The organism is Pseudomonas sp. W5-01, from assembly GCF_046540435.1.
Taxonomy (GTDB): domain Bacteria; phylum Pseudomonadota; class Gammaproteobacteria; order Pseudomonadales; family Pseudomonadaceae; genus Aquipseudomonas; species Aquipseudomonas graminis_B.
Genome location: NZ_JAXCIP010000001.1, coordinates 278,287 through 299,308, shown reverse-complemented (window position 1 = coordinate 299,308; position 21,022 = coordinate 278,287). Strand labels below are relative to the sequence as shown.

The 21,022-nt window shown below is 62.9% G+C and carries 17 protein-coding genes; 4 read left to right on the top strand and 13 right to left on the bottom strand.

What is annotated here, in order from left to right:
• Positions 1-5: 5 nt before the first annotated feature.
• The 3 genes from SLW75_RS01190 to SLW75_RS01180 all read right to left on the bottom strand — a co-directional run bounded on the left by SLW75_RS01190 (position 6) and on the right by SLW75_RS01180 (position 2,044).
• Positions 6-737: a GNAT family N-acetyltransferase gene (locus tag SLW75_RS01190; RefSeq protein WP_410933289.1), complete on the bottom strand. Its 732-nt coding sequence runs from the start codon at positions 735-737 to the stop codon at positions 6-8.
• Positions 738-907: 170 nt separating this feature from the next.
• The gene (locus tag SLW75_RS01185; protein ID WP_065987123.1) at positions 908-1,663 is read right to left on the bottom strand and encodes a DUF4239 domain-containing protein; all 756 of its coding nucleotides are present in this window, start codon (positions 1,661-1,663) and stop codon (positions 908-910) included.
• 15 nt (positions 1,664-1,678) lie between these two features.
• Positions 1,679-2,044 (bottom strand): hypothetical protein, encoded by a 366-nt coding sequence (locus SLW75_RS01180; protein ID WP_065987122.1) that lies wholly within the window; start codon positions 2,042-2,044, stop codon positions 1,679-1,681.
• Between the two features lie 514 nt (positions 2,045-2,558).
• Between SLW75_RS01180 and SLW75_RS01175 the strand changes: the two genes are divergently transcribed.
• A complete protein-coding gene (locus SLW75_RS01175; RefSeq protein WP_410933288.1) occupies positions 2,559-4,961 on the top strand; it encodes a glucose/quinate/shikimate family membrane-bound PQQ-dependent dehydrogenase in 2,403 nt (800 codons plus the stop codon).
• A gap of 98 nt (positions 4,962-5,059) precedes the next feature.
• Here SLW75_RS01175 and SLW75_RS01170 read toward each other — a convergent pair whose 3' ends face one another.
• Complete coding sequence (locus SLW75_RS01170) at positions 5,060-5,308, bottom strand: hypothetical protein (RefSeq protein ID WP_296313978.1); 249 nt, start codon at positions 5,306-5,308, stop codon at positions 5,060-5,062.
• Positions 5,309-5,652: 344 nt separating this feature from the next.
• Here SLW75_RS01170 and SLW75_RS01165 point away from each other — a divergent pair, with 344 nt between their 5' ends.
• Entirely contained in the window at positions 5,653-6,198 is a 546-nt protein-coding gene (locus SLW75_RS01165; RefSeq protein WP_141695115.1) for a sterol desaturase family protein, read from the top strand.
• Here the strand turns inward: SLW75_RS01165 and crtB are convergent.
• From crtB to fni, 5 genes are read right to left on the bottom strand one after another with little or no spacing between them, the layout of a single operon-like run.
• Positions 6,080-7,069 (bottom strand): 15-cis-phytoene synthase CrtB, encoded by a 990-nt coding sequence (crtB, locus tag SLW75_RS01160; RefSeq protein ID WP_410933287.1) that lies wholly within the window; start codon positions 7,067-7,069, stop codon positions 6,080-6,082. The two genes, SLW75_RS01165 and crtB, sit on opposite strands and share 119 nt — an antisense overlap.
• Positions 7,066-8,556 carry a phytoene desaturase gene (locus SLW75_RS01155; protein ID WP_410933286.1) on the bottom strand — a complete coding sequence of 497 codons (1,491 nt, stop codon included), beginning with the start codon at positions 8,554-8,556 and terminating at the stop codon, positions 7,066-7,068. The genes crtB and SLW75_RS01155 overlap by 4 nt, the downstream gene beginning before the upstream one ends.
• Before the next feature lies 1 nt (position 8,557).
• Positions 8,558-9,748, bottom strand: a complete 1,191-nt coding sequence (gene crtY, locus SLW75_RS01150; protein ID WP_410933285.1) for a lycopene beta-cyclase CrtY — start codon at positions 9,746-9,748, stop codon at positions 8,558-8,560.
• A complete protein-coding gene (locus SLW75_RS01145) occupies positions 9,745-11,019 on the bottom strand; it encodes a glycosyltransferase (RefSeq protein ID WP_410933284.1) in 1,275 nt (424 codons plus the stop codon). Before SLW75_RS01145 ends, crtY begins: the two co-directional genes overlap by 4 nt.
• A complete protein-coding gene (gene fni, locus SLW75_RS01140) occupies positions 11,016-12,071 on the bottom strand; it encodes a type 2 isopentenyl-diphosphate Delta-isomerase (protein ID WP_065987099.1) in 1,056 nt (351 codons plus the stop codon). The genes SLW75_RS01145 and fni overlap by 4 nt, the downstream gene beginning before the upstream one ends.
• Before the next feature lie 198 nt (positions 12,072-12,269).
• On the opposite strand from fni, the gene SLW75_RS01135 reads away from it, so the two are divergent.
• Complete coding sequence (locus SLW75_RS01135) at positions 12,270-13,199, top strand: polyprenyl synthetase family protein (RefSeq protein WP_065987097.1); 930 nt, start codon at positions 12,270-12,272, stop codon at positions 13,197-13,199.
• Here the strand turns inward: SLW75_RS01135 and SLW75_RS01130 are convergent.
• The 4 genes from SLW75_RS01130 to SLW75_RS01115 form a co-directional block, all read right to left on the bottom strand.
• Complete coding sequence (locus SLW75_RS01130; protein WP_065987095.1) at positions 13,189-13,665, bottom strand: hypothetical protein; 477 nt, start codon at positions 13,663-13,665, stop codon at positions 13,189-13,191. The two genes, SLW75_RS01135 and SLW75_RS01130, sit on opposite strands and share 11 nt — an antisense overlap.
• Before the next feature lie 870 nt (positions 13,666-14,535).
• The gene (locus SLW75_RS01125; protein ID WP_065987093.1) at positions 14,536-14,967 is read right to left on the bottom strand and encodes a RidA family protein; all 432 of its coding nucleotides are present in this window, start codon (positions 14,965-14,967) and stop codon (positions 14,536-14,538) included.
• A gap of 96 nt (positions 14,968-15,063) precedes the next feature.
• Positions 15,064-16,248: a DUF2252 domain-containing protein gene (locus SLW75_RS01120; protein ID WP_065987092.1), complete on the bottom strand. Its 1,185-nt coding sequence runs from the start codon at positions 16,246-16,248 to the stop codon at positions 15,064-15,066.
• A 117-nt stretch (positions 16,249-16,365) separates the two neighbouring features.
• Positions 16,366-19,197, bottom strand: coding sequence for an EAL domain-containing protein (locus SLW75_RS01115; RefSeq protein ID WP_296310481.1), 2,832 nt, complete (start codon positions 19,195-19,197; stop codon positions 16,366-16,368).
• A 377-nt stretch (positions 19,198-19,574) separates the two neighbouring features.
• On the opposite strand from SLW75_RS01115, the gene SLW75_RS01110 reads away from it, so the two are divergent.
• Complete coding sequence (locus SLW75_RS01110) at positions 19,575-20,639, top strand: NAD(P)-dependent alcohol dehydrogenase (protein ID WP_296310474.1); 1,065 nt, start codon at positions 19,575-19,577, stop codon at positions 20,637-20,639.
• The last annotated feature ends 383 nt before the right edge of the window (positions 20,640-21,022 follow it).

The window sequence follows — 21,022 nt, the reverse complement described above, 5'->3', positions numbered from 1 at the left end:
CTGGATTAGACGAGCCGCGGGCCGATGAAGGCTTGCGCGCCTGACTCGCCCAACAGTCCGTTGACGAATAGCCGGGCCTGGCGGGTCAACTGATCGATGTGGCGATCGCGCTGTTTCTCCGCATCGGTCATGGCGCGCTTGCCGTGCTGCTTCAACAGATAGCTGTGGATCTGCCGCACTTCCAGCGAGTTGTAGATCGGCGCAATGTCCAGCACGGCCAACAAGCCCTCGGTCTGCCGCTCACGGGTGTTCATCACCACCTGCGGCCCGCGCGCACCCAACACCTGAAAACCCAGCGCCTCGAACACCGCAACTTTGGAGACGAAGCACGCCAGCTCCGCATCGGGATAGCGTTCGGTCATCTTTGTCAGCATGGCCCGCGCCACGCCCTGACGACGGCGTGCCGTTTGCACCGCCATGTACGCCACGGCGCACGCCTGCGGGTCCTGTTGAACCGGCAAATAGAGCAAAAAGCCGATGACGATCGACGGATCCTCGGCGTCCAGCGCCACGATCAATTCCACCGCAATCCCCCGCGAGCCATCCATCGCCTGCACGTACTGATGCACTTCATGGCCGACGCCGTATTGGTACAGCGGGTACAACGGATTGCTCGGGGCGATGGCGACCATGCTGAGGTCGGTGACGTAGTCGATCACCATTTGCATGATCTGGCTTTTGATCGATTCCGGGGGCGTGGCTTCGAGGCGCATGACGGTAAACGTGGGGCTGGGCATTGTGATCCTGAATACGGTCTGGGACGGTAGCGTGCTGAGTGGTGACGTGCAGAGCGCTGCATCATACCCGGCCCACCTCGCAAATCCCTCCTTTTCTGCCCTCCGGCGCTTCGTTATAAAGGCCCGCAACCAGAGCGCGACCACGACCCAAAAGCGGTTAAAGCACACGCTTACAACTGCATCTCCGCCAAGGCCCGGCGAAGCGGCTCATCAGAGATCTGGATGGGGCCGTGAAAGGGAATGTCCATGTCCAGGACCAGGTAGACCGACGCGGCAATCAGCAGTGCTGATACGGTGAACATGCCAATGACCATCGGATTGCGCGGCGCCCGGTAGCCGAAGGTGGCGAAAATCAGCGTCATCCACGCGATTAGCATGCCGATCAGCGGGCCGGGTATCGCCCCTTCGGACTGCTCGACGATTCGCCAGCGCTGTTCGATCAGGCCGTGGTACTGCTGGCGAATGTCCAGCATCAAGGTTTCATGGAAGCGATCCGCCGGGCGCACCCCGGCGAGGGATTTGCCAATGTCGTCCAGGTACTGCGCGGCCTGGCTTTTGCGATGCTGCAGCGCTTCATCACCGCGATACGGATTGGCAATGGCCCGCTCAAGGTACGTCACCAGCAGCCCGCGTGTCTGTTGCGCGGACTCGCCGTAAGTGCGCAGCGTTCGGTCGAAGATGATCAGATCAGTGGCGTAGGCATGGAAGCTCGCGTCGATGGATTCATAGGTGTTCTTGGCTGAATTGATCATCAGCCCGAACACGAGCGAGGTCATCACCACGAAGATGTTGGCCACCAGGCGGATGACCGTGTTGGTGTCCTCGTCTCGATGACGGCTCGAAAGCCTGGGATACCAGTGCATCATCAGCAACGATGCCGCCAGCAGGCAGGCGAAGGTAGCGGCTGCGATCCACACCGACTGCATTAACGCACCCCGCCGCTACTGCGCAGCCCAGTGGGAAAGTTTGCGCTGGACGTCATCGGCGCCTCCCTGGCACTCGCTGGCGGAGAGACTTGGCGCACCGCGTTCCAGCGTGGTCACCGGCCTTCCTGGGGGCGAATAAATAGTGATGCGCTGCGCACCCGCCGGCTGAAATTCAATACGGGTGCCGTCTTCCAGATACAACGCCTCGTCGGCATATTTTCCGTCCATCGCCCGGTAATAAGGCGGAGCGCTCAGGCAGGTGCGCAGGTCGCCGTCCTCGAAGATTTCCACGTAAAAAGTGCCGCCGGCGTGGGGACCGGCCCAAAGGCCGGTGAGTTTGTGTGGCGGTGAAGATGCGCTGACTGAGGTGTAATCGACCAATGACACACCGGTCGTGGCCTGGGTCGTGCACCCGGATACACACACAAAAACCGCCGCTGTGATCAGCAGCGTCGTGGCTCGCGTCCTGCTTAACCGATTGTGCATAGAAAACTTACACTTCCAGCGCGTTATGAGAGCGCAGACCAGAGGGAATCGATGGACTCCGTCTCATGCGCCTGCCGTAAGTTGAATGGCCTGTTGACGACTCTAGTCTGCGCCCACACCCCCCCGCAACTTTGAGCGATGGGATGCACCACAGCGGGCATTACCTTGCCGCCCCTGTAGCGCCATCTCGCCGGTCCTTTCAGCCCCTCTTCAGGCCCCGAACTCGCGTAAGGCCGGGCCGATTGCCCTCTGAATGCTTTTCCCCCGGGATCAGTTCGTGAACACGGCCTATGCTTGGAAAGAGCGTGTGGTCAGTGATGCCGAAAAAATTCATCCAACCGGCTGATCGGGGAGTTGAACCCCCTATGAGGCGCACAGTCCATGCACTACATCCCAAGGGGGAACATCGATGAATGACTTATCAAAAGCTTCAGGGCTGAGGCGTTTCACTTCCATCATTGCAGGCATCTTTGCCTTGTTTCTGCTGGTAGGCGGTATCTGGCTGCTCACATTGGGCGGCTCTTTTTATTATCTGTTCCTGGGCGTCGCGCTGCTGGTGTTCGCCGTCCTGTTGTGGCGACGTTCCGCGGCATCGCTCTGGCTGTATGGCGCGCTGATGCTGATCACCGTGGTCTGGGGTCTGTGGGAAGCAGGCACGGACTTCTGGGCGCTGGTGCCGCGATTCGACATCCTCGGGGTGTTGGGTCTGTGGCTGCTCATTCCGGCGGTGACCCGGGATATTCCGGAGCGCATCAAGCCCGGTAAAACCTTTTTATCCGCGACATTGGCGCTGGCCATCGTGGTGATGGTGTATGCCATCTTCAACGACCCGCAGGAAATCAACGGCAGCATGGCCACCGCGCAACCTGCGCAGCATGAGCCTGTCGAGGGCATCGCCAATGGCGACTGGCCTGCTTATGGGCGCACCCAGTCGGGCACGCGCTATTCCCCGCTGACCCAGATCAACGAAGGCAACGTCAAAGACCTGCAGGTGGCGTGGACCTTCAACAGCGGCGAATCGAAAACCGCGAATGACTCCGGCGAGACCACCAACGAGCTGACGCCGATCAAGGTTGGCGACAACATGTACATCTGCACCACCCACCAGATCCTGGTGGCGCTGGACCCGGCCACCGGCAAAGAGAAGTGGAGATTCGATCCCAAGCTCAAATCCGATCCGTCCTTCCAGCACTTGACCTGCCGTGGCGTCGCCTACTTCGATCAGGCCGACACCACGCAGTTTGCGAAAAGCCTGGAAGGCACTCAGCCGGTCGCCACCAGTTGCCCGCGCAAGGTATTCCTGCCGGTCAACGACGGTCGTCTGTTCGCCATCAACGCTGACACCGGCGCACCGTGTGCCGACTTCGCCAAAAACGGCGAGCTCGATCTGCTGCACTTGCAGCCCTACCCGTATCCGGGCGGCCTCGAACCCACCTCCCCGCCTGTGGTGACCGGCACCACTGTGATCATCGGCGGTTCGGTGACCGATAACCTGTCGGTGCACGAGCCATCCGGTGCGATCCGTGGCTACGACGTCAACACGGGTGCGCTGAAGTGGATCTTCGACACTGGCGCGGAAGACCCGAACGCGATTCCGGGCGACGGCAAGACCCTGGTCAATAACTCGCCGAACGCCTGGGCACCGCTGGCTTACGACGCGAAAACCGACGTGGTCTACGTGCCAACCGGCAATCCGACGCCCGACATCTGGGGCGGCAACCGCACCCCGGTGATGGAGCGTTATGCCAGCTCGATCGTCGCCATGAACGGCTCCACCGGCAAACTGGTGTGGAGCTTTCAAACCACTCACCACGACTTGTGGGACATGGACGTACCGGCTCAGCCAACCCTGGCTGACGTGAAAACCGGTAGCGGCGAAGCTGTCCCTGCGGTGTACGTGCCGACCAAGGCAGGCAACCTGTTCGTGCTCGACCGTCGCGACGGCAAGCCAATCGTGCCGGTCCATGAAATGCCGGTGCCTGCGGGTGAAGCGGCGCCAGGCGATCGGGTCAGCCCGACCCAGCCGCGCTCGAACCTGAACCTGACGTCGATTCAAACCCTGTCCGACAAGGAGATGTGGGGCGCGACCATGTTCGACCAACTGGTCTGCCGCGTGATCTTCAAGCAGCTGTCGTACAACGGCCAGTACACGCCGCCGTCCGAACAAGGCACGCTGGTGTTCCCGGGCAACCTGGGCGTTTTCGAATGGGGTGGCATCTCGGTCAACGCCGACCGTCAGGTTGCGCTGATGAACCCGATGGCGCTGCCGTTCGTGTCCAAACTGATCCCCCGAGGCCCGAACAACCCGTTGTGGCCTAAAGAAGGTGCCACCGGCAGCGGTACCGAAATGGGCATTCAGCCTCAGTACGGCGTGCCTTATGGCGTCGAAATCAACGCCTTCCTGTCGCCCTCGGGCCTGCCGTGCAAAGAGCCGGCCTGGGGTTATGTAGCGGGTGTCGACATGAAGACCCACGACGTGGTGTGGCGCAAGCGTATCGGCACCATCCGCGACAGCCTGAAAGGCATTCAACTGCCACCGCTGAAAATCGGTGTGCCGATGCTCGGTGGTCCCATCTCCACGGCTGGCAACCTGATGTTCATCGCCGGCACCCAGGACAACTACCTGCGTGCCTTCAACGTCACCAACGGCGATCTGCTCTGGGAAGCGCGGTTGCCGGCTGGCGGTCAAGCCACACCGATGACCTACGAGAGCAATGGCAAGCAGTACATCGTGATCATGGCCGGCGGGCATGGCTCGTTCGGTACCAAAATGGGCGATTCCCTGATTGCCTACGCCCTGCCGTCGAAGTAATCAGCGGCTGAGCGACAACAAAAAGCCCGAGTGATCGGGCTTTTTGTTGTGTGCGGTTTCACTACAGCAACCGCCAGTGAAGGTCGGACGCCGACCGCTCACTCAGTCTCGATAACACCCGTCATCGCCGTAAAGCGGCTCTGCGGGTTCTTGAGCTTGTCGAGCACCTCATCGGGTGTGGACTCACGGAACACAACCATGTGTCCCACCTCCTCGCCGCCTTCGGTGACCCGCTCGATGTCGTTGATCATCCAGGTTTTCAGCTCTTCCACGCTGATGCCCAGCTGCTCGGCGACCTGACCGTGGAAGCGCTCTGCGTCATATTGATTGAATTCGTCGTTGTTCATGGCCTTGGCCTCCTTTAGCGGGTGTAAGTCTGAGGCCGCAGGAGGCCGGCACAGTTCAGTCGGTTACGACCCACGGCGACTGGCCATCCCACTGATAGTGTCCAAACCGGCCCCTTCCCGGCTAAAGCCGGTCCCACGAACAGCGGTGCAGTCCCACTGGCACACCGCGTACTCATAGTGGGACCGGCTTCAGCCGGGAAGGCGTCATGGGTCACGCCACACCAATCCGAACCTTCACACCGCAAATCGGCAAACCGATCTCCGCCTTCAGCCGCCGGCATGCGACAATCACGCACCGAACAGCGTCGGCCTTTTCACGGTCTGACGTCGAGACACTTGCGTGGATGAGCCCGATGATCAATGCCCTCGTATTTTTCGCAACCGTGATCGGCATGGAGGGCTTTGCCGTGTTTGCGCACAAATACATCATGCACGGTTGGGGCTGGGGCTGGCATAAGTCGCACCACGAGCCGAGAACCGGCTGGTTCGAGAAGAACGATCTGTATGCCGTGGTGTTCGCCGGGTTCGCCATCGTGCTGATCGCGCTGGGCACTGCAGGGGCGCATCCGCTGGAGTGGATCGGCGCAGGGATGACCGCTTACGGCTTTCTGTATTTCGTCGCCCACGACGGCCTGGTGCACAAGCGCTGGCCGTTCAAGTACGTGCCGCGCAATGGCTACCTCAAGCGCCTGTATCAGGCGCATCTGATGCACCACGCGGTGTCGGGCAAGGAGCGCTGCGTGTCGTTCGGCTTTCTCTACGCGCCGAGCGTCACTCGGTTGCGCGCTCAGCTTCGACGCTTGCATGACGGCCCGTTGCACAAATCCGATCCGGACGTTGCCACAGGCTCGCAGGTCGCGCCGGCCACTGCCGACCACGAGTCACGCTAGCCTTCCACGCCCCCACCAACACCAGTCGCAGCTTGTCCAGCTTGCTGGTCGAGACCCGCGCATCCCAGGCCCGCACGCCGCGCTCCCTGACCTTCACCCCGATCTCGCGGTAGACGCACCCCGCCGTCGCCACTGCCCAGGCCGATCGCCATGGCAGTGCGGTCAAGCCGGCATTGGCACTCTCGTAGTACGGCTCGGCCATGTCCACCAGCCGCTTTGCCAATACGGCTACCGCTGGACGGTATTCCGGGGCTGCAAGGCGATCGTGGGGAATGCCCAACTCATCCAGCCATTCCCCCGGCAGGTAGCAACGTCCTACCGAGGCGTCTTCGACGATGTCCCGGGCGATGTTGGTCAGCTGAAACGCCAGCCCCAAATCACAGGCGCGGTCGAGGGTCGCCTCGTCACTCACGCCCATGATCTGCGCCATCATCAGGCCGACCACGCCGGCCACGTGATAGCAGTACTCCAGCGTGTCGTCGACGCGCCGGTATTCGCGCTGGCTGACGTCCATCGCGAAGCCATCGAGATGTTGCAGGGCGTAGCGCTGCTCGATGCCATGGCGCAGGACAACTTCCCGGAACGCTTCGAACGCCGGACTGTGGGTCGGCGTGCCGGCATACACGGCGTGGGTCTGGGCGATCAGCCGCTGCAGGCGCTCGGTGACTTCCTGCTGACTGACCACCGAAGCCGAGTGCCCCGCTTCCTGGCCGTCAATGACGTCGTCGCAATGCCGACACCACGCATAGAGCATCACCGCGCTGCGACGGGTCACGGGATCGAAGAGTCGCGACGCGGCGGCGAAGCTTTTCGAGCCGACTTCAATGCTCTGGGTGGCGTGGTCGAGCAGCGCCTGATCGGCGACGCTCATGAGTGCAGGTCCTCCAGCATCAGCCCGGCCGTGGCCTTGGCGGAACCGATGACACCCGGCACACCGGCGCCCGGGTGCGTGCCGGCGCCGACCAGGTACAGATTGCTCAGGCTTGCGTCGCGGTTGTGGGGGCGGAACCAGGCGCTTTGTCGCAGGATCGGCTCAAGGGAAAAGGCCGAACCGAGGTGCGCGTTGAGTTCGCCCTTGAAATCCTGGGGCGTGAAGATGCGGCTGGTGACCAGATCCTCCCGCAGGCCCGGCATGTAGTACTTCTCCAGGTACGCGAAGATGCGGTCGCGGTAGCGCGGCCCTTCCACTTCCCAGTCGATATCGGCGTTGCCCAGGTGCGGCACCGGTGACAGCACGTAATGGCTCGAACACCCCGGCGGCGCCAGGCTCGGGTCGGTGATGCACGGCGCGTGCAGGTACAGCGAGAAATCCTCGGCCAGCGCCGCGCCCTTGAAAATCTCCTGAATCAGTGCCTTGTAGCGCGGGCCGAAACACACGGTGTGGTGCTGCAACTGTGGCTGCGGACGCTTGAGCCCGAAGTGGATGACGAACAGTGAGTTGCTGAAGCGCTTGCCCTTCAGCCGTGCGCCTTCCTTGACCCCGCGCGGGTGGCCGCCGAGCAGTTCGGCGTAGGTGTGCATCACGTCGGCGTTGGAGGCCACGCAATCGGCGCTGATCTGCCGGCCGTCCTGGAGGCGCACGCCGGTCACTCTCTGGCCACTGGTGTCAATGCTGGCGACATCGGCGTTGAGCTCGAAACGCCCGCCGATGTCTTCGAACAGCTTGACCATGCCCTGCACCAGCGCGCCGGTCCCGCCCTTGGGAAACCACACGCCCCACTGGCGTTCGAGGGCGTGAATCAGCGTGTAAATGGAGGACGTTGCAAACGGATTGCCCCCCACCAGCAGCGAGTGAAACGAAAACGCCTGACGCAGTTTGTCGTCCTCGATGAACTCCGACACCATGGAATACACGCTGCGCCATGCCTGCAACTTCGCCAGCTGCGGCCCGGCCTGAACCATGTCGCGGAAGGACAGGAACGGCACGGCGCCGAGCTTCAGATAGCCTTCCTGAAACACCGCTTTGGAATACGCCAGAAAGCGCTGATAACCGGCGACGTCCTTGGGGTTCAGTGCCGCGATCTGGGTGTCGAGGGACTGCTGATCGTTGGCGTAATCGAACTTCGTGCCGTCTTCCCAGCACAGGCGATAGAACGGCGACACCGGCAGCAACTCGACGTAATCCTTGATGGATTTGCCGGCGGCGGTGAACAGCTCTTCGATGGCCGTCGGGTCGGTGATCACCGTCGGCCCCGCGTCGAAGGTAAAACCCCGATCTTCGTAGACGTAGGCGCGGCCACCGGGCTTGTCGCGTTTTTCCAGCAGCGTCGTCTGCACGCCCGCCGCCTGAAGCCGGATGGCCAACGCCAGGCCGCCGAAACCGGCACCAATCACAATTGCGGTTTTTGCTTGGGTCATTTCAATTCTCGTTGTGCTTAGGAGGGTGATGCCTGGCCTGGTAGTGCTTGGGCAGGTAACGAACAGCGGCCTTGACCGCCTCGTCGATCGGTACGGGCGGTTTGCCGGTGAGCACGCGCAGCTTGTCGGCCAGGCTACTGCGCCCTGCGTAGAAACGGCTGATCAGGCCTTCGGACAGCCCGTAAAACCGCTGCATCACCTGCCAGCGATTGGACGGACGTCCGGCCAGGAACAGCATGCGATTAAGCAGCCGATAGAAACCCTGGGAGTGCCACGCGTGCCGCGCGATAGCGCGAATGCCGGCGTCCAGCGACTCGGCATCCAGCCTGGACTGAACGGCGATCCACTCCGCCAGCCGCACGGCATGGGGCAGCGAATAGCCGGTGGTGCAATGAAACAGCCCGGCCCGCAAACCGGATCGTGGCTGGCCCGCCGCTTCGCGCCAGAACCCGGCGAAATCCCCGGCCAGGGTGATCGGCAACACGCCCTGCTCTTCGCGCAGGCACTCGGCAATCTCCCAGCCTTGGGCGGCGGCGTAGTCGGCGATGTGCTGACGAAGCTGGTCAGATGAAAACGAATGCTGGTCGACGTAATGGGTGTCCTCGATCAGCAGGGTGTCAGCTGAAAAAGGCAGCACGTAGACGAAGCGGTAGCCCTCCCCCTGCGCGACGCGGGCATCCATGATGATCGGCGCGGTCAGGCCATGGGGCGCCTGCAAACGCAGCAACTGACCCAGAAACGCCTGCTGCCCCAGCACCATGTGCGCCGTGGCCTGCACGCCACGGCCATCGATCACCGCGCGGGCGTGAAGCCGCTCGCCGCCTTCCAGCACCACGGCGTTGGGAGTGAGGTCGGTGATGCGTCGGCCGGTCAGGAGCGCATCGCCCAAAGCGGGCTCGATGACCTCGGCAAAGCGTTCCGACGTGATGCTGGCATAGCCACTGTTCAACCGTCGCGAGCGTTGCGGGAAGTGCACGTCATAGGTGGTCCAGCGCTGCACCACCAAGGGCTGCAGCCATTGATGCTGCTCGGCCGTGAGGTCGCCTTCGTGGTAGGACCAGGTGTGATTGCCGCCCAGGTGCGTCTGCTCTTCGATGCACAGCACCCGCAGCTCCGGCCGCAGCTGTTTGAGGCGCCAGGCGATCAGCCCGTTGGCGAGGCCGCCGCCGGCAAGAATCAAATCGTAGGTCATGGCATCAACCCCGCCAGCACTGGCTCACCCGTGCGCACCACGGCTTCGACAATGTCGGCAGCGCGGGACGTGCCGCCGGCGCGGGCCAGTTCCGTTGCGAGGCGATCAAAAGGCTCGGTGGGCAACCCGCGCAGCTGCGTCAGCCTCTCGCGAATCTGCCCGGCCCCGGCGCCGCGCCGCAATTGCAGGCCAATCCCGGCATGGGTAACGCGCGACGCAACGCCCGGCTGATCAAACGCGATGGGCATGACCAGCATCGGCGTGCGCGCCACGATAGCGTCCATCACGGTGTTCAAGCCGCCGTGGGTCACCACCGCATCGGCGTGTTGCAGCGCCCATTGTTGCGGCGCGAAATCGGTCACCCAGGTCGCGCCGGCCTTTATCAACCGCTGCTCTTGCCGGGCATCGAGCCCGCCACAATGGGCGACCAGCAACTGCGCGCCCAATTGCCGGCTGGCCGTGGCGATGCGCTTGAACATGTCATAGCGACTGCCCTGCAGCGTGCCGAGGCTGGCGAAGATAAATGGCCGGGCGGGGTCAATCGGCCATTCGCCCGGCTGTTCGGTCTGAGGCGCCCGCAGTGGCCCGACCGCGTGAAAATTGGCCGGTGGATGCTGACGGGGGAAATCGAATCCGGGAAGCGTCTGGCTGATCTGCGCGTACGGCGAGAGGCATTCATGCAGCCCGTCGCGGGGCTCGATGGCCAGACGCCGTGACGCATCACGCAGCACCTTGCTCAACGGACTCATCAGCCAGTCGTACACCTTGCGGCTGCCTTCGAACACATGCTGACTGCGTTCATCGGTGGCGTAGGCAAAGGGCATCACCGGCAGCGGCAACTGCGGCTCGCGGTTGACCGGCAAGGCGCAGGCCACCGAGACATACGGCAAGCCCAGCCCTTCGGCGACCATGCCGCCCGCCGCTTCCATCTGATCGCACAGCAGGGCCTCGATCTGCCGCACCGCCAGTGCAGAGGGCAGCTCGGCACACAGCATGCGCGTGGTGTCGCACAGGTCGCGGATCACCCGGCGCAGGCGCAACGGATTGTTCGAGCAGGCCGCACGGCGCAGCGCTGCTTCAAGACTGCCCGGCGGATGACTGAGGGCACCGAGGGCGTGAAAGCCGATGCGCGGATCGGTCAGCCAGCGGCGGGCATCGGCCTGCTGGAAAAAGGTCACCTGATGACCCCGGTCGATCAGCGTCCCGGCCAAGGCCTGAAACGCCTGAAAGTGGCTGTAGAATGCCGGTGCCACCACCGCAAAATGGGTCATGACAGCAACGACTGCAGGGTGTTGGGCGCCACCAGGCGAGCACTGCGCAACGCGCGCAGGTCCTCTGAACCGGTGCAGAAACAGGCGATACGCAGCTGGCGGATAACGATGTCGAAGTGTTCGATGACGGCGGCGGTGGACAGGGTCGCGTTACGCAGCACGCCTGCGGCCTGGCCGACGACATCCGCGCCCAGACGAATCGCCTTGGCCACGTCGATGCCATTGTGGATGCCGCCGGAGGCAATCAGTGGCGTGTCCGGCAAGGCCTGGCGAACCATGGCCAGGCTGACGGCGGTCGGGATGCCCCACTGCGCGAATGCCATGGCGACCTCGCGATCGGCGGGGCTCTGGGCGCGCTCGGCTTCCACCGCAGCCCAACTGGTGCCACCGAGCCCGGCAATGTCCAGCACCTGCACGCCGGCATTCACCAGCGCCAGTGCAACATCGGCAGACAGGCCAGCGCCCACTTCCTTGACCACCACCGGCACGCCGACATCGAGCACCACGCGGTGGATGGCGTCGAGAATGCCCTGCCAGCGCCGGTCGCCACCGACCTGCACCGCTTCCTGCAAGGGGTTCAGATGAATAATCAACGCGTTGGCCTGAAGCATGTCGACCGCACGGCGGGCCATGTCCAGGCCGTCAGGCTCGATCAGCTGCGCGGCGCCGATGTTGCCCAGCAGCGCGATGTCCGGCGCCAGACGCCGCAGTTCGCGGGTCAGCCCCTGATCTCCGCCGTTCTGCAAGGCCACCCGCTGCGAGCCGACGCCCATGGCGATGCCCAGTTCCTGAGCGGCTTCGGCCAGATGACGGTTGATCGCGGTGGCCCGCTCGGCCCCGCCGGTCATGGAGCTGATAAGCAACGGCGCGCGCAATGCGATGCCCAGCAGGGAGCCGCTCACGTCAATGTCGTCCAGATTCAATTCCGGCAGCGCACAGTGTTCGAAGCGGATGTCGTCCAGTCCGGAAAAGGAGGTACGCACGCTGGCGCGCCTGTCCAGCACGATATCGAGGTGATCGTCTTTGCGACGACCCATATCGCTGTGAGTCATACTCGCTCCATGCAGCTGAATTATTGAACGGGCCCTACGGTCTTCTGCAGATGCAATCTTGTACAAAACCGATTTTCCTGTACAACTTTGCCGTATCTTGAGGCATTTAGAAACAGCAGTCGTTCCGTGATGACCGGTCTCGCACGCCGAACCGCTCCGCGACGAACAGTTTTACCGCTAAAGCATAGGGAAAGACCGATGGCAGGTAACGTCGACACAACAATCAAATCGGGCTTTGCCGGGCGACTGGGAGACGTCCGGGCGGCAATCGAAACGCGCCTCTCCGAGCTGCTGCCCGAATCCGGCAACGAGCGCGATCTGGTGGCCCTGGCCATGCGTGAATCGACGTTGGCGCCGGGCAAGCGGATGCGCCCGGTGCTGTTGGTGCTGGCGGCCGAAGGGCTGGTCGAGGCCAGCCATGAGAACAGTCGCACGATCAGGCGACAGGCCGTGGACCTGGGCTGCGCCGTCGAGATGATTCACGCCGCATCCCTGGTGCTCGACGACATGCCGTGCATGGACAACGCGTCGCTGCGACGCGGCCAGCCCACGGTTCACCTGAAGTTCGGTGAAGACGTGGCCATTCTGACCGCCATTGCCCTGCTCAGCCGCGCCTTCGGCGTCGTCGCCAGCATCAGCGATCTGGCCGCCACCACCCGCACTGAACTGGTCGAGGTGCTGGCCAATACGGTAGGCATGCAAGGGCTGGTGCGCGGGCAGTTTCAGGATTTGCGCGACGGCCAGCGCAGCCGTGACGCGGACGAGATCGCCCTGACCAACAACCTGAAAACCGGCGTGTTGTTCGGCGCGATCATGGACATGGTCTGGCTCATCAGCGGCGCGCGGGACGATCAGCGGCCGCTGTTGCAGAACTTCGCCATGGAGCTGGGCCAGGCGTTCCAGATGTACGACGATTTGCGCGACCGCTGCGCCGACAGCGACAAGGATCAAGGCAAGGACGACGGCAAATCGACCTTCGTTTCGCTGTACGGCGAGGACAAGGTCAAGCGGCAACTGGCGCTGCACTTGTCCAGCGCCGAGCAGGCGCTGCGCGAGGTCTACGGCGATGCGTCGACCATCGCCGGCTACCTGCGGCTGATCTTCGAGAAGGCCGGGCTCAACGGCTAGCCGACTGCGAACCCAGCTTGGCAATGGCTTGCTTGAGCTGTTCGCCGTCCGAGAACCGTTCCTGACGGACGACCGCGCCGTTTTTCAGGGTCAGCCACTGCACGGTGTCGCGGTCGCCGTCGTAGGCCGAGGCGACCCGGGCTTCGCGGTCCAGCAGGATGCGGTACTTGGCCGAACGCATGGCAGGCACAGCCACCATCTTTACCAGGGACGGCATCTTCTCGATGTCCGCTACGTACACAACGTGACGCTGCTCCAGGTAACCCTCGGGATTGTCTTCCAGTGCGGCGTTGACCATCTTCGCCGCCGCCATGCTGCGGGCGATCAACAGCACCTGGGCCTGATCGTCCAGGGTATAGGCCTTGTCGAACTGGTCGAGCAGCGTCCATTTGGCGATCGGCTGGGGCGCGTCCTGGGCGAATGCATTGAGACTGAGAAACAGAGCGAGGGCCGCAAATTGCCGCATGGTTTAAATCCCTTCAGCAGGAAAGATTGAATAAAGATAAGCGTCGAGAACAGGGCTGGTCGACCCGCGCCTGTCCGCCATTCTGGAGCCAATGATGGCTCAACAAATGACGCGTGCGCCAATTTACCAGCAAGCGGTCCGCCCGGTTCGCCTGTTATGGGTTTTGCAGGTGATTTCCCGGCTGAAGCCGGTCCCACTAATCGACCGCGTACTCCCTGGGGTACAGGCAAACCTCGACTGTAGGACCGGCTTCAGCCGGGAAGGCGTTGGCGGTCACGCTGCAAAATTGATGGTGTTCACACTGGCCTCTTCCCGGCTGAAGCCGGTCCTACGAGACCGCGTGCACCCGTTGGGACTGGCAAACCTCGACTGTAGGACCGGCTTTAGCCGGGAAGGCATCGGCGGTCACGCTGCAGAATTGATGGTGTTCACACTGGCCTCTTCCCGGCTGAAGCCGGTCCTACGAGACCGCGTACACCCGCTGGGACTGGCAAACCTCGAATGTGGGACCGGCTTTAGCCGGGAAGGCGTTGGTGGTCACGCTGCAGAATTGATGGTGCTCACACTGGCCTCTTCCCGGCTGAAGCCGGTCCTACGAGACCGCGTACAGCCAGTGGCATTGGCAAACCTCGACTGTAGGACCGGCTTTAGCCGGGAAGGCGTCGGCGGTCACGCTGCAGAATTGATGGTGCTCACACTGGCCTCTTCCCGGCTGAAGCCGGTCCTACGAGACCGCGTGCACCCGTTGGGATTGGCAAACCTCGACTGTAGGACCGGCTTCAGCCGGGAAGGCGTCGGCAGTCACACTGCAGAATTTATGGTGTTCACACTGGCCCCTTCCCGGCTGAAGACGGTCCCACTAAAAACCAGTCAGTCTCTGGGCCTAAGCGCCGCCACTGCTTCGATCTCGATCAGCATTCCGTCCAGCGCCAGGCGTGGGACGGGGATGAGTGTGCACACCGGCTTCATGTTGTCCGCCCATGCGAGATCCGCCTGCTCGACCCACAAGCGCAACCGGTCTTCGGAGTGATCAACCATCAGCAGCGTCAGTTTGAAGATATGCCGAAGGTCGGCCCCACGCGATTGCAGGGCGATGCGGACGTTAGCTATGGCGTGGGCCGCCTGATCGGCAAAATCCGGGGACAGCTGGCCTTGAGCGTCCTCCCCGCCCTGGCCGGCGACGAACAGCCACTCGGCGCCAGGGCCAACTACGGCAAGGTGGGAATAGGCGTTGGGGGCGGGATCGTACAAGCCTTCCGGGTTGTACAAGGTGAACGGAGCAGCAGCGGAGGTTGGCGTCATGGCAGTGATCCTGAACATAAGGGCCCCCAGTCTCGAACCTCCACCTAAGTAGAGGTCAAGTGGGCCTCACCGTCCGAATCGAATCCTGAGCCGGTATCAATTCTCCAGCGCATACCGCCGGCAATGCTCGAGATAGCCCTGCTCATGGCTCCCCACCAGATGCACGACGTTGCTCCATAGCCACGACGGCGCATCCAGGGTGTGCGAACGGTTGAGTTGCAGTTCTCGCATCCACGACGAGCGCGTGGAGAGGTCCATCTGCCGGGCGTGGGCCAGTCCGACGACGCGGGCCAGATAACCGGCGGCTTTCATGGCTTCGCGTTCGCTCAGCTGATCGAGTTCAAGCTTCATGTCCTGGGGCAGCAGCTCGCGGACGAAGAAGCCATGATCCAGCATGCGCGTCGCGATCATCCGGTTGCCGAGCCCCGGCGAAAGATGCCGGGCCCCTTCCACCACGCGCTTGCCGTTGTCCCGGGGCATGCCCGCGCGCGGGGTGCGCGGCGCGGCGGCAGCGACCGCTTCCTTGACGTCGAGCAGGCAATATTCCTGATCCTCATCGTCGCCCACGCTCAGCAGGACCGCATAACGCAGCAGGCCCAGGGAGCTGCAACCCTTGACCCAGTAGGCACAATCGAGCATCTCGACGCGGTCATCCTTGGATCGGCCTTTCAACGAGGTGACCAGAGCATGAATCTCCGGCGTCGAGCACAGGTCTTTCAGGCCATGACGCTCATCCCGGGACAACGACCAGAAATGCTTGCCCAGCGGAATGGTCGGCCGGGTGTCTTCGATGCGCTCTTGAGCCAGGTGCTTCCAGGTCCTCTGAACCGCGCTGCGCATCCCCGCCTTGACCTGTGCCGGACGTGCGGGCTCCTCGTCGGCGCCGTCTTCGAACGCCAGCTCATAACCCTGCATCATCTCTTCGAGCATTCTGGCGGTGGCGACGCCGGGCAGATCGGAACCCCGGGCAGCGGTGGCCAGTGAAAGCGCCAGCCGCACCAGATCGTGGGCCGGGTTGCCGATCACGGTCTGATCCAGGTCGCGGATGTGGATGTCGATGCGCCCTTTCGAATCGCCGGTCGGGCCGAGGTTACCCGCGTGGCAGTCGCCGCAGATCCACACCGGCGGGCCACTGGGCAAACGTCGGCCAGACTGGCTGTGCAGCCATTCGTAAAACTGCACCGTGCTGCCGCGCACATAGGCGTGGGCAGAACGGGCCATCTTCAGATTACGTAATTCGTTGAGCGGCTTGAGACGTGCGGAGGGTCGAGGCGTTTTCATGAACAATTCTTTGCAGGGAGATGTAGCGTTGACTCGCCCCGGAGAGAAATGTTGCGGAATGTTTCACGATATCGCGACGGCCGACCTGAGTCATCTCTCCAGACCGGCCGCCCTGTGTTACAGCAACGCGCTCAAATCCAGCTTGTCCTGGGGCACCGGCATCGAGAAGTAGTAACCCTGCGCCTGACCCGCGCCCATTTCCCGCAGCAGATCGAGGGTCGCGGCGTCTTCCACGCCCTCCGCCACCACCGTCAGCCCGAGGGATTCGGCCATCCGCACAATGGCGCGAACGATGGCCCGGCTGCGGGAGCTGGTGGTCAGTTCCAGGGTGAACGACTTGTCGATCTTGAGCCCGCTGAAGTGGTACTGATGCACGTAACTGAGGGAGGAGAACCCGGCGCCGAAGTCATCAAGGACCACCGACACGCCGTTGTCCGCCAGGTGCTTCATGGCCTGGCGTGCCAGCTCGGGCTCGGCCACCAGCGCGCCTTCGGTGAGTTCCAGGCAGATGCGCGATGCCGCCACGCCATGCTGGTTGAGCAAACCCAGCACCTCGCTGGAAAATTCCGGACGGGTGATGCTGTAGCTGGAGCAGTTGACGTGCACCGTCGGCCAGTGCGTATGGTCGGGATGGGCAAGGATCGCCACCACTTGCTGCAGCATGTACAGGTCCAGCCGGCCGATCAGGCGCAGGCCTTCCAGCGCCGGCAGAAACTGACCCGGTGCGACGATCCGGCCATCGGCCTGACGCCAGCGAATAAGGGCTTCGAGGGCCAGAATCCGGCCGCTGGCGACATCGATGATTGGCTGGAAGTACGGCACCAGTTCGTCGGTGCGTTTGAGGGCATTGCGCAGCGCGGTCTCCTGCTCCATCTGGTCGGACACCTCGCGGCGCACTTCCTGGTTGAACACGGCGTAGCTGTCGCGCCCGGCATTCTTGACCCGGTACATGGCGGTGTCGGCGTCACGGAGCAAATCCGCCGGCTCGCTGTGAAACTGCAGGTCAGCGCCGACCACGCCGATGCTGCACGACGAAAACACCGCATGGCCGTCGATGTAGAACGGCACGTCGAAGGCCAGCAGAATGCGCTCGGCAATCGCCACGGTGATGTCCGGCGGCGCGGCGTAGGCCAGTACGGCGAATTCATCACCGCCCAGCCGGGCGAGCAAATCACTGTCGCGCATGCACTGGCGCAGCCGGTCAGCTGCCTGGATCAGCAGCAAGTCACCTGAATGATGGCCGAGGCTGTCGTTGACCATTTTGAAGCGGTCGAGGTCGATGAACATCACCGCCAGTTCCTCGCCCTTCTCACAGAATTTCTCCCACGCGTCCCTCAGGCGCTGCTGCAAATGGCTGCGGTTGGGCAGGCCGGTCAGCGCGTCGTGGGCGTTTTCGTGTTGCAGCTTGGCGTTGGCGTAGTCCAGCTCCCGGGTGCGGTCCTGAACCCGCGCTTCCAGACGCAGATTGGCGGTATGAATGGCCTCGGCAGCGCTGCGTCGGGACAAGGCCGTGTCGATGTGGCGTGACACGAAGGTCAGCAGCTCCTGATCGCGCAACGAGTAGCTGACATGGGAGGTGTAGCTCTGCACTGCCAGCACGCCACGCACCACGTCGCCGTCGAACAACGGAATGCCCAGCCACGAGCTCGACCGGTTGACCTCGTTCTGCAGGGTGATCTCGCCGATGCTTTCCAGCCAGCGCGCCTCGGCACCGTCGATCAGGCACGGCCGGCGCTGGCGGATGACGTACTCGGTAAAGCCCCGCTCGCCACGGCGCGGATCGGGGCGGCGGGTCAGGCGTTCGTCCACGTAGTAGGGAAACGTCACCTCGCCGGTGGCGTCGTCGAACAGCGCGATATAGAAGTTAAGGGCAAACAGCAGTTCGCCAACGATGCCGTGCAGGCTTTTGAACAGGTCGGTCATGTCGCCGGGTTGGCTGGACAGCTCTGTGATCTGGAACAGCGCGCTCTGCAAGTGCTCGGCGCGTTCGCGGTCGGCCACTTCGTTGCGCAGGGCGTCGTTTAGGCGCGACAGCTCGAGGGTGCGGCGGGCCACGGTTTCTTCCAGCTGCGCGCGGTGCAGGATGCGGTCCAGGGCCATCGCGACGTGGCGCGCCACCACCAGAAACAGCTCCTGATCCTCGACGCTGTAGACCCGGGCCACATCGTAGACCTGCATCGCCAGCATGCCGAACACGTCGTCGGAGGCGTTTTTCAGCGGCGCGCCCATCCAGAATTCGGGGCGATGGCCCACGCAGTGAAACCGATCCAGCACGCGTGCCCGCTCGATGGCGGCGGCGTCAACGAACAGCGCCTGCTCGGTGGTCAGCACATAACCGGTCATGGACAGCCGCTCGGGATCGAGAAACTCGTAGGTTTCCGCTTCGAGGGCGTCGAGGTCAGTGATGTCAATGTAATAAGGGTAGGTGATCTTCCCGCTGTGGCTTTCGTAGAGCGCGAGGTAAAAGTTTTCTGCGTCGATCAGGGTCGAGAGCTGCTGGTGCACGCCCTGCAAAAACGCCGAGCGGTCACGGGTGGAGCTGGCCAGGTAAGTGATTTCATAGAGCACCCGCTGGGTGGCCTGGGCCCGGGCCAGCGCATCGGTTTGCAGGCGCAGGCCGAGGCGGCCGGCCAGCTCGGCGAAGTACGGATCGTCGGAGTGCGCCTCCGGCATCAACAGCCAGCCCAGGGCGGACTCGCCATGGCCGGTCACCCAACGCTGCAGATGGTGCTGGCGGCAGTAGCCGTCGAATTCCTCCCGGGGGATCAACGTTGGCCAGTCCGTGGCGGAACAGCCCTGCCCCAGCAGGTGCATTTGCTGGCCGGCACGATAAGCGGCCCAGGTCAAGGTGGGTGCAGTCTGCCGGGCGGCGCGCAGCAAGGCGTCCAACGAACTTTCCCCGGACAACCCGACCGCGGTCAGGGCGTCGTTATCGACGGGCGCAGGCATACAATCGTCGGCAATGGACGTGTACCCGCAGGGGGTCGAAAGTGGGAAATTCATAGGCGCTCCATTGCCAGCGTCGGACTGCGCTATCTTCATGGGGTGTGACAGAAGGTTGCAAGCGGCATATTCGGATTTGCAGTCTATTCGCGACGAAAAAACCGGTTTCCACGACATTTATTGCAATTACCCGCCGCACGGCACGGTAGCGCCCTGCAAATTGAAAGATTTGACCCGGCACCCTGTTGACTCAGTGCGCTTCACACAGCTCGCCAAACAGCCCGGCGGCGACGGTTTCATGTTTCGGCATTGACCTTTGAGCGCCCTCGCCTGTCACTGATTGCTGTTACCCGTCTTTTTGCCTCACTGGAGATGATCACCCAATGATAAAGACTTACAGCTACGCCGCGCAAAAACCCACTGACAAACTGGCCCCGCTGCACATCGAGCGCCGCGAGCCGGGGGCCGACGATGTGCAGATCGACATCCTGTTCTGTGGCGTCTGCCACTCGGACCTGCACACCGCACGCAACGAATGGAACAACACCCTGTATCCGTCGGTGCCGGGCCACGAGATTGTCGGCAAGGTCACGGCCGTCGGCGCCAACGTCACCCACTTCAAGGTCGGCGACCTCGCCGGCGTCGGCTGCATGGTCGACAGCTGCCAGCACTGCGCGTCCTGCGCGGAAGGCGAAGAGCAATACTGCGAGAACGGCTTCACCGGCACATACAACGGCCCGGTGTTCGGCGGCGAGAACACCTTTGGCGGTTACTCCGACAAGATCGTGGTGAAAGAGAAGTTCGTCCTGAAGATTTCCCACAGCGACAATCTGGCCGCCGTCGCCCCGCTGCTCTGCGCCGGGATCACCACTTACTCGCCGCTGCACCACTGGAAAGTCGGCCCGGGCAAGAAGGTCGGCGTCGTCGGGCTGGGCGGTCTCGGTCACATGGCGGTGAAGATCGCCCATGCCATGGGCGCTCACGTGGTGCTGTTCACCACGTCGCCGAACAAGCGCGAAGACGGCCTGCGCCTGGGCGCCGATGAAGTCATCGTGTCGAAAAACGCCGATGAAATGGCGACCCAGACCAATCAGCTCGACTTCATCCTCAACACCGTGGCGGCGCCGCACAACCTTGATCCGTTCCTGAACCTGCTCAAGCGCGACGGCACCATGACCCTGGTGGGCGCGCCGGATCAGCCGCACCCGTCGCCAGGGGTGTTCAACCTGATCTTCAAACGCCGCAGCATCGCCGGCTCGCTCATCGGCGGGATTCAGGAAACCCAGGACATGCTGGACTTCTGTGCGAAGCACGGCATCGTCTCCGACATCGAGATGATCCACATGAAGGACATCAACGAAGCCTACGAACGCATGATCAAGGGTGACGTGAAGTACCGCTTTGTCATCGACATGGCGACATTGAAAGAAGAAGCGTCGGCCGCCTGACGCTGAACGTCCCCGGGCCGGATTCCGCGGCCCGGGCACTTGTAACATCCTGTGATTTTTCCGCTCGAGAAATATCCGCAACCATCCCCCGGTGCCTCGGTCACAACCCTTGAGCCATGGCCAGCACTGCCTGCTTTAACTGAGTCCGACAAGGCGCCAGCCCTCGTTGCTGACACAAACGCCACGGATTAGAAAGCACAGCTCACAAGTGCATGCACGGATTCAACGAAATGCCATGCCTGCGCATTGGTTATCGTTAACGCCTGCCGTCACTTTGAAAACTGCCGTTGCCCCAGCCCTACTGCATGCCGCTCCACCTGCCGTCCCTGCCCGCGCGTCCGCCCACCGTCGGCCGCCAGGTCTGACCCAACGCTGACGAGGAA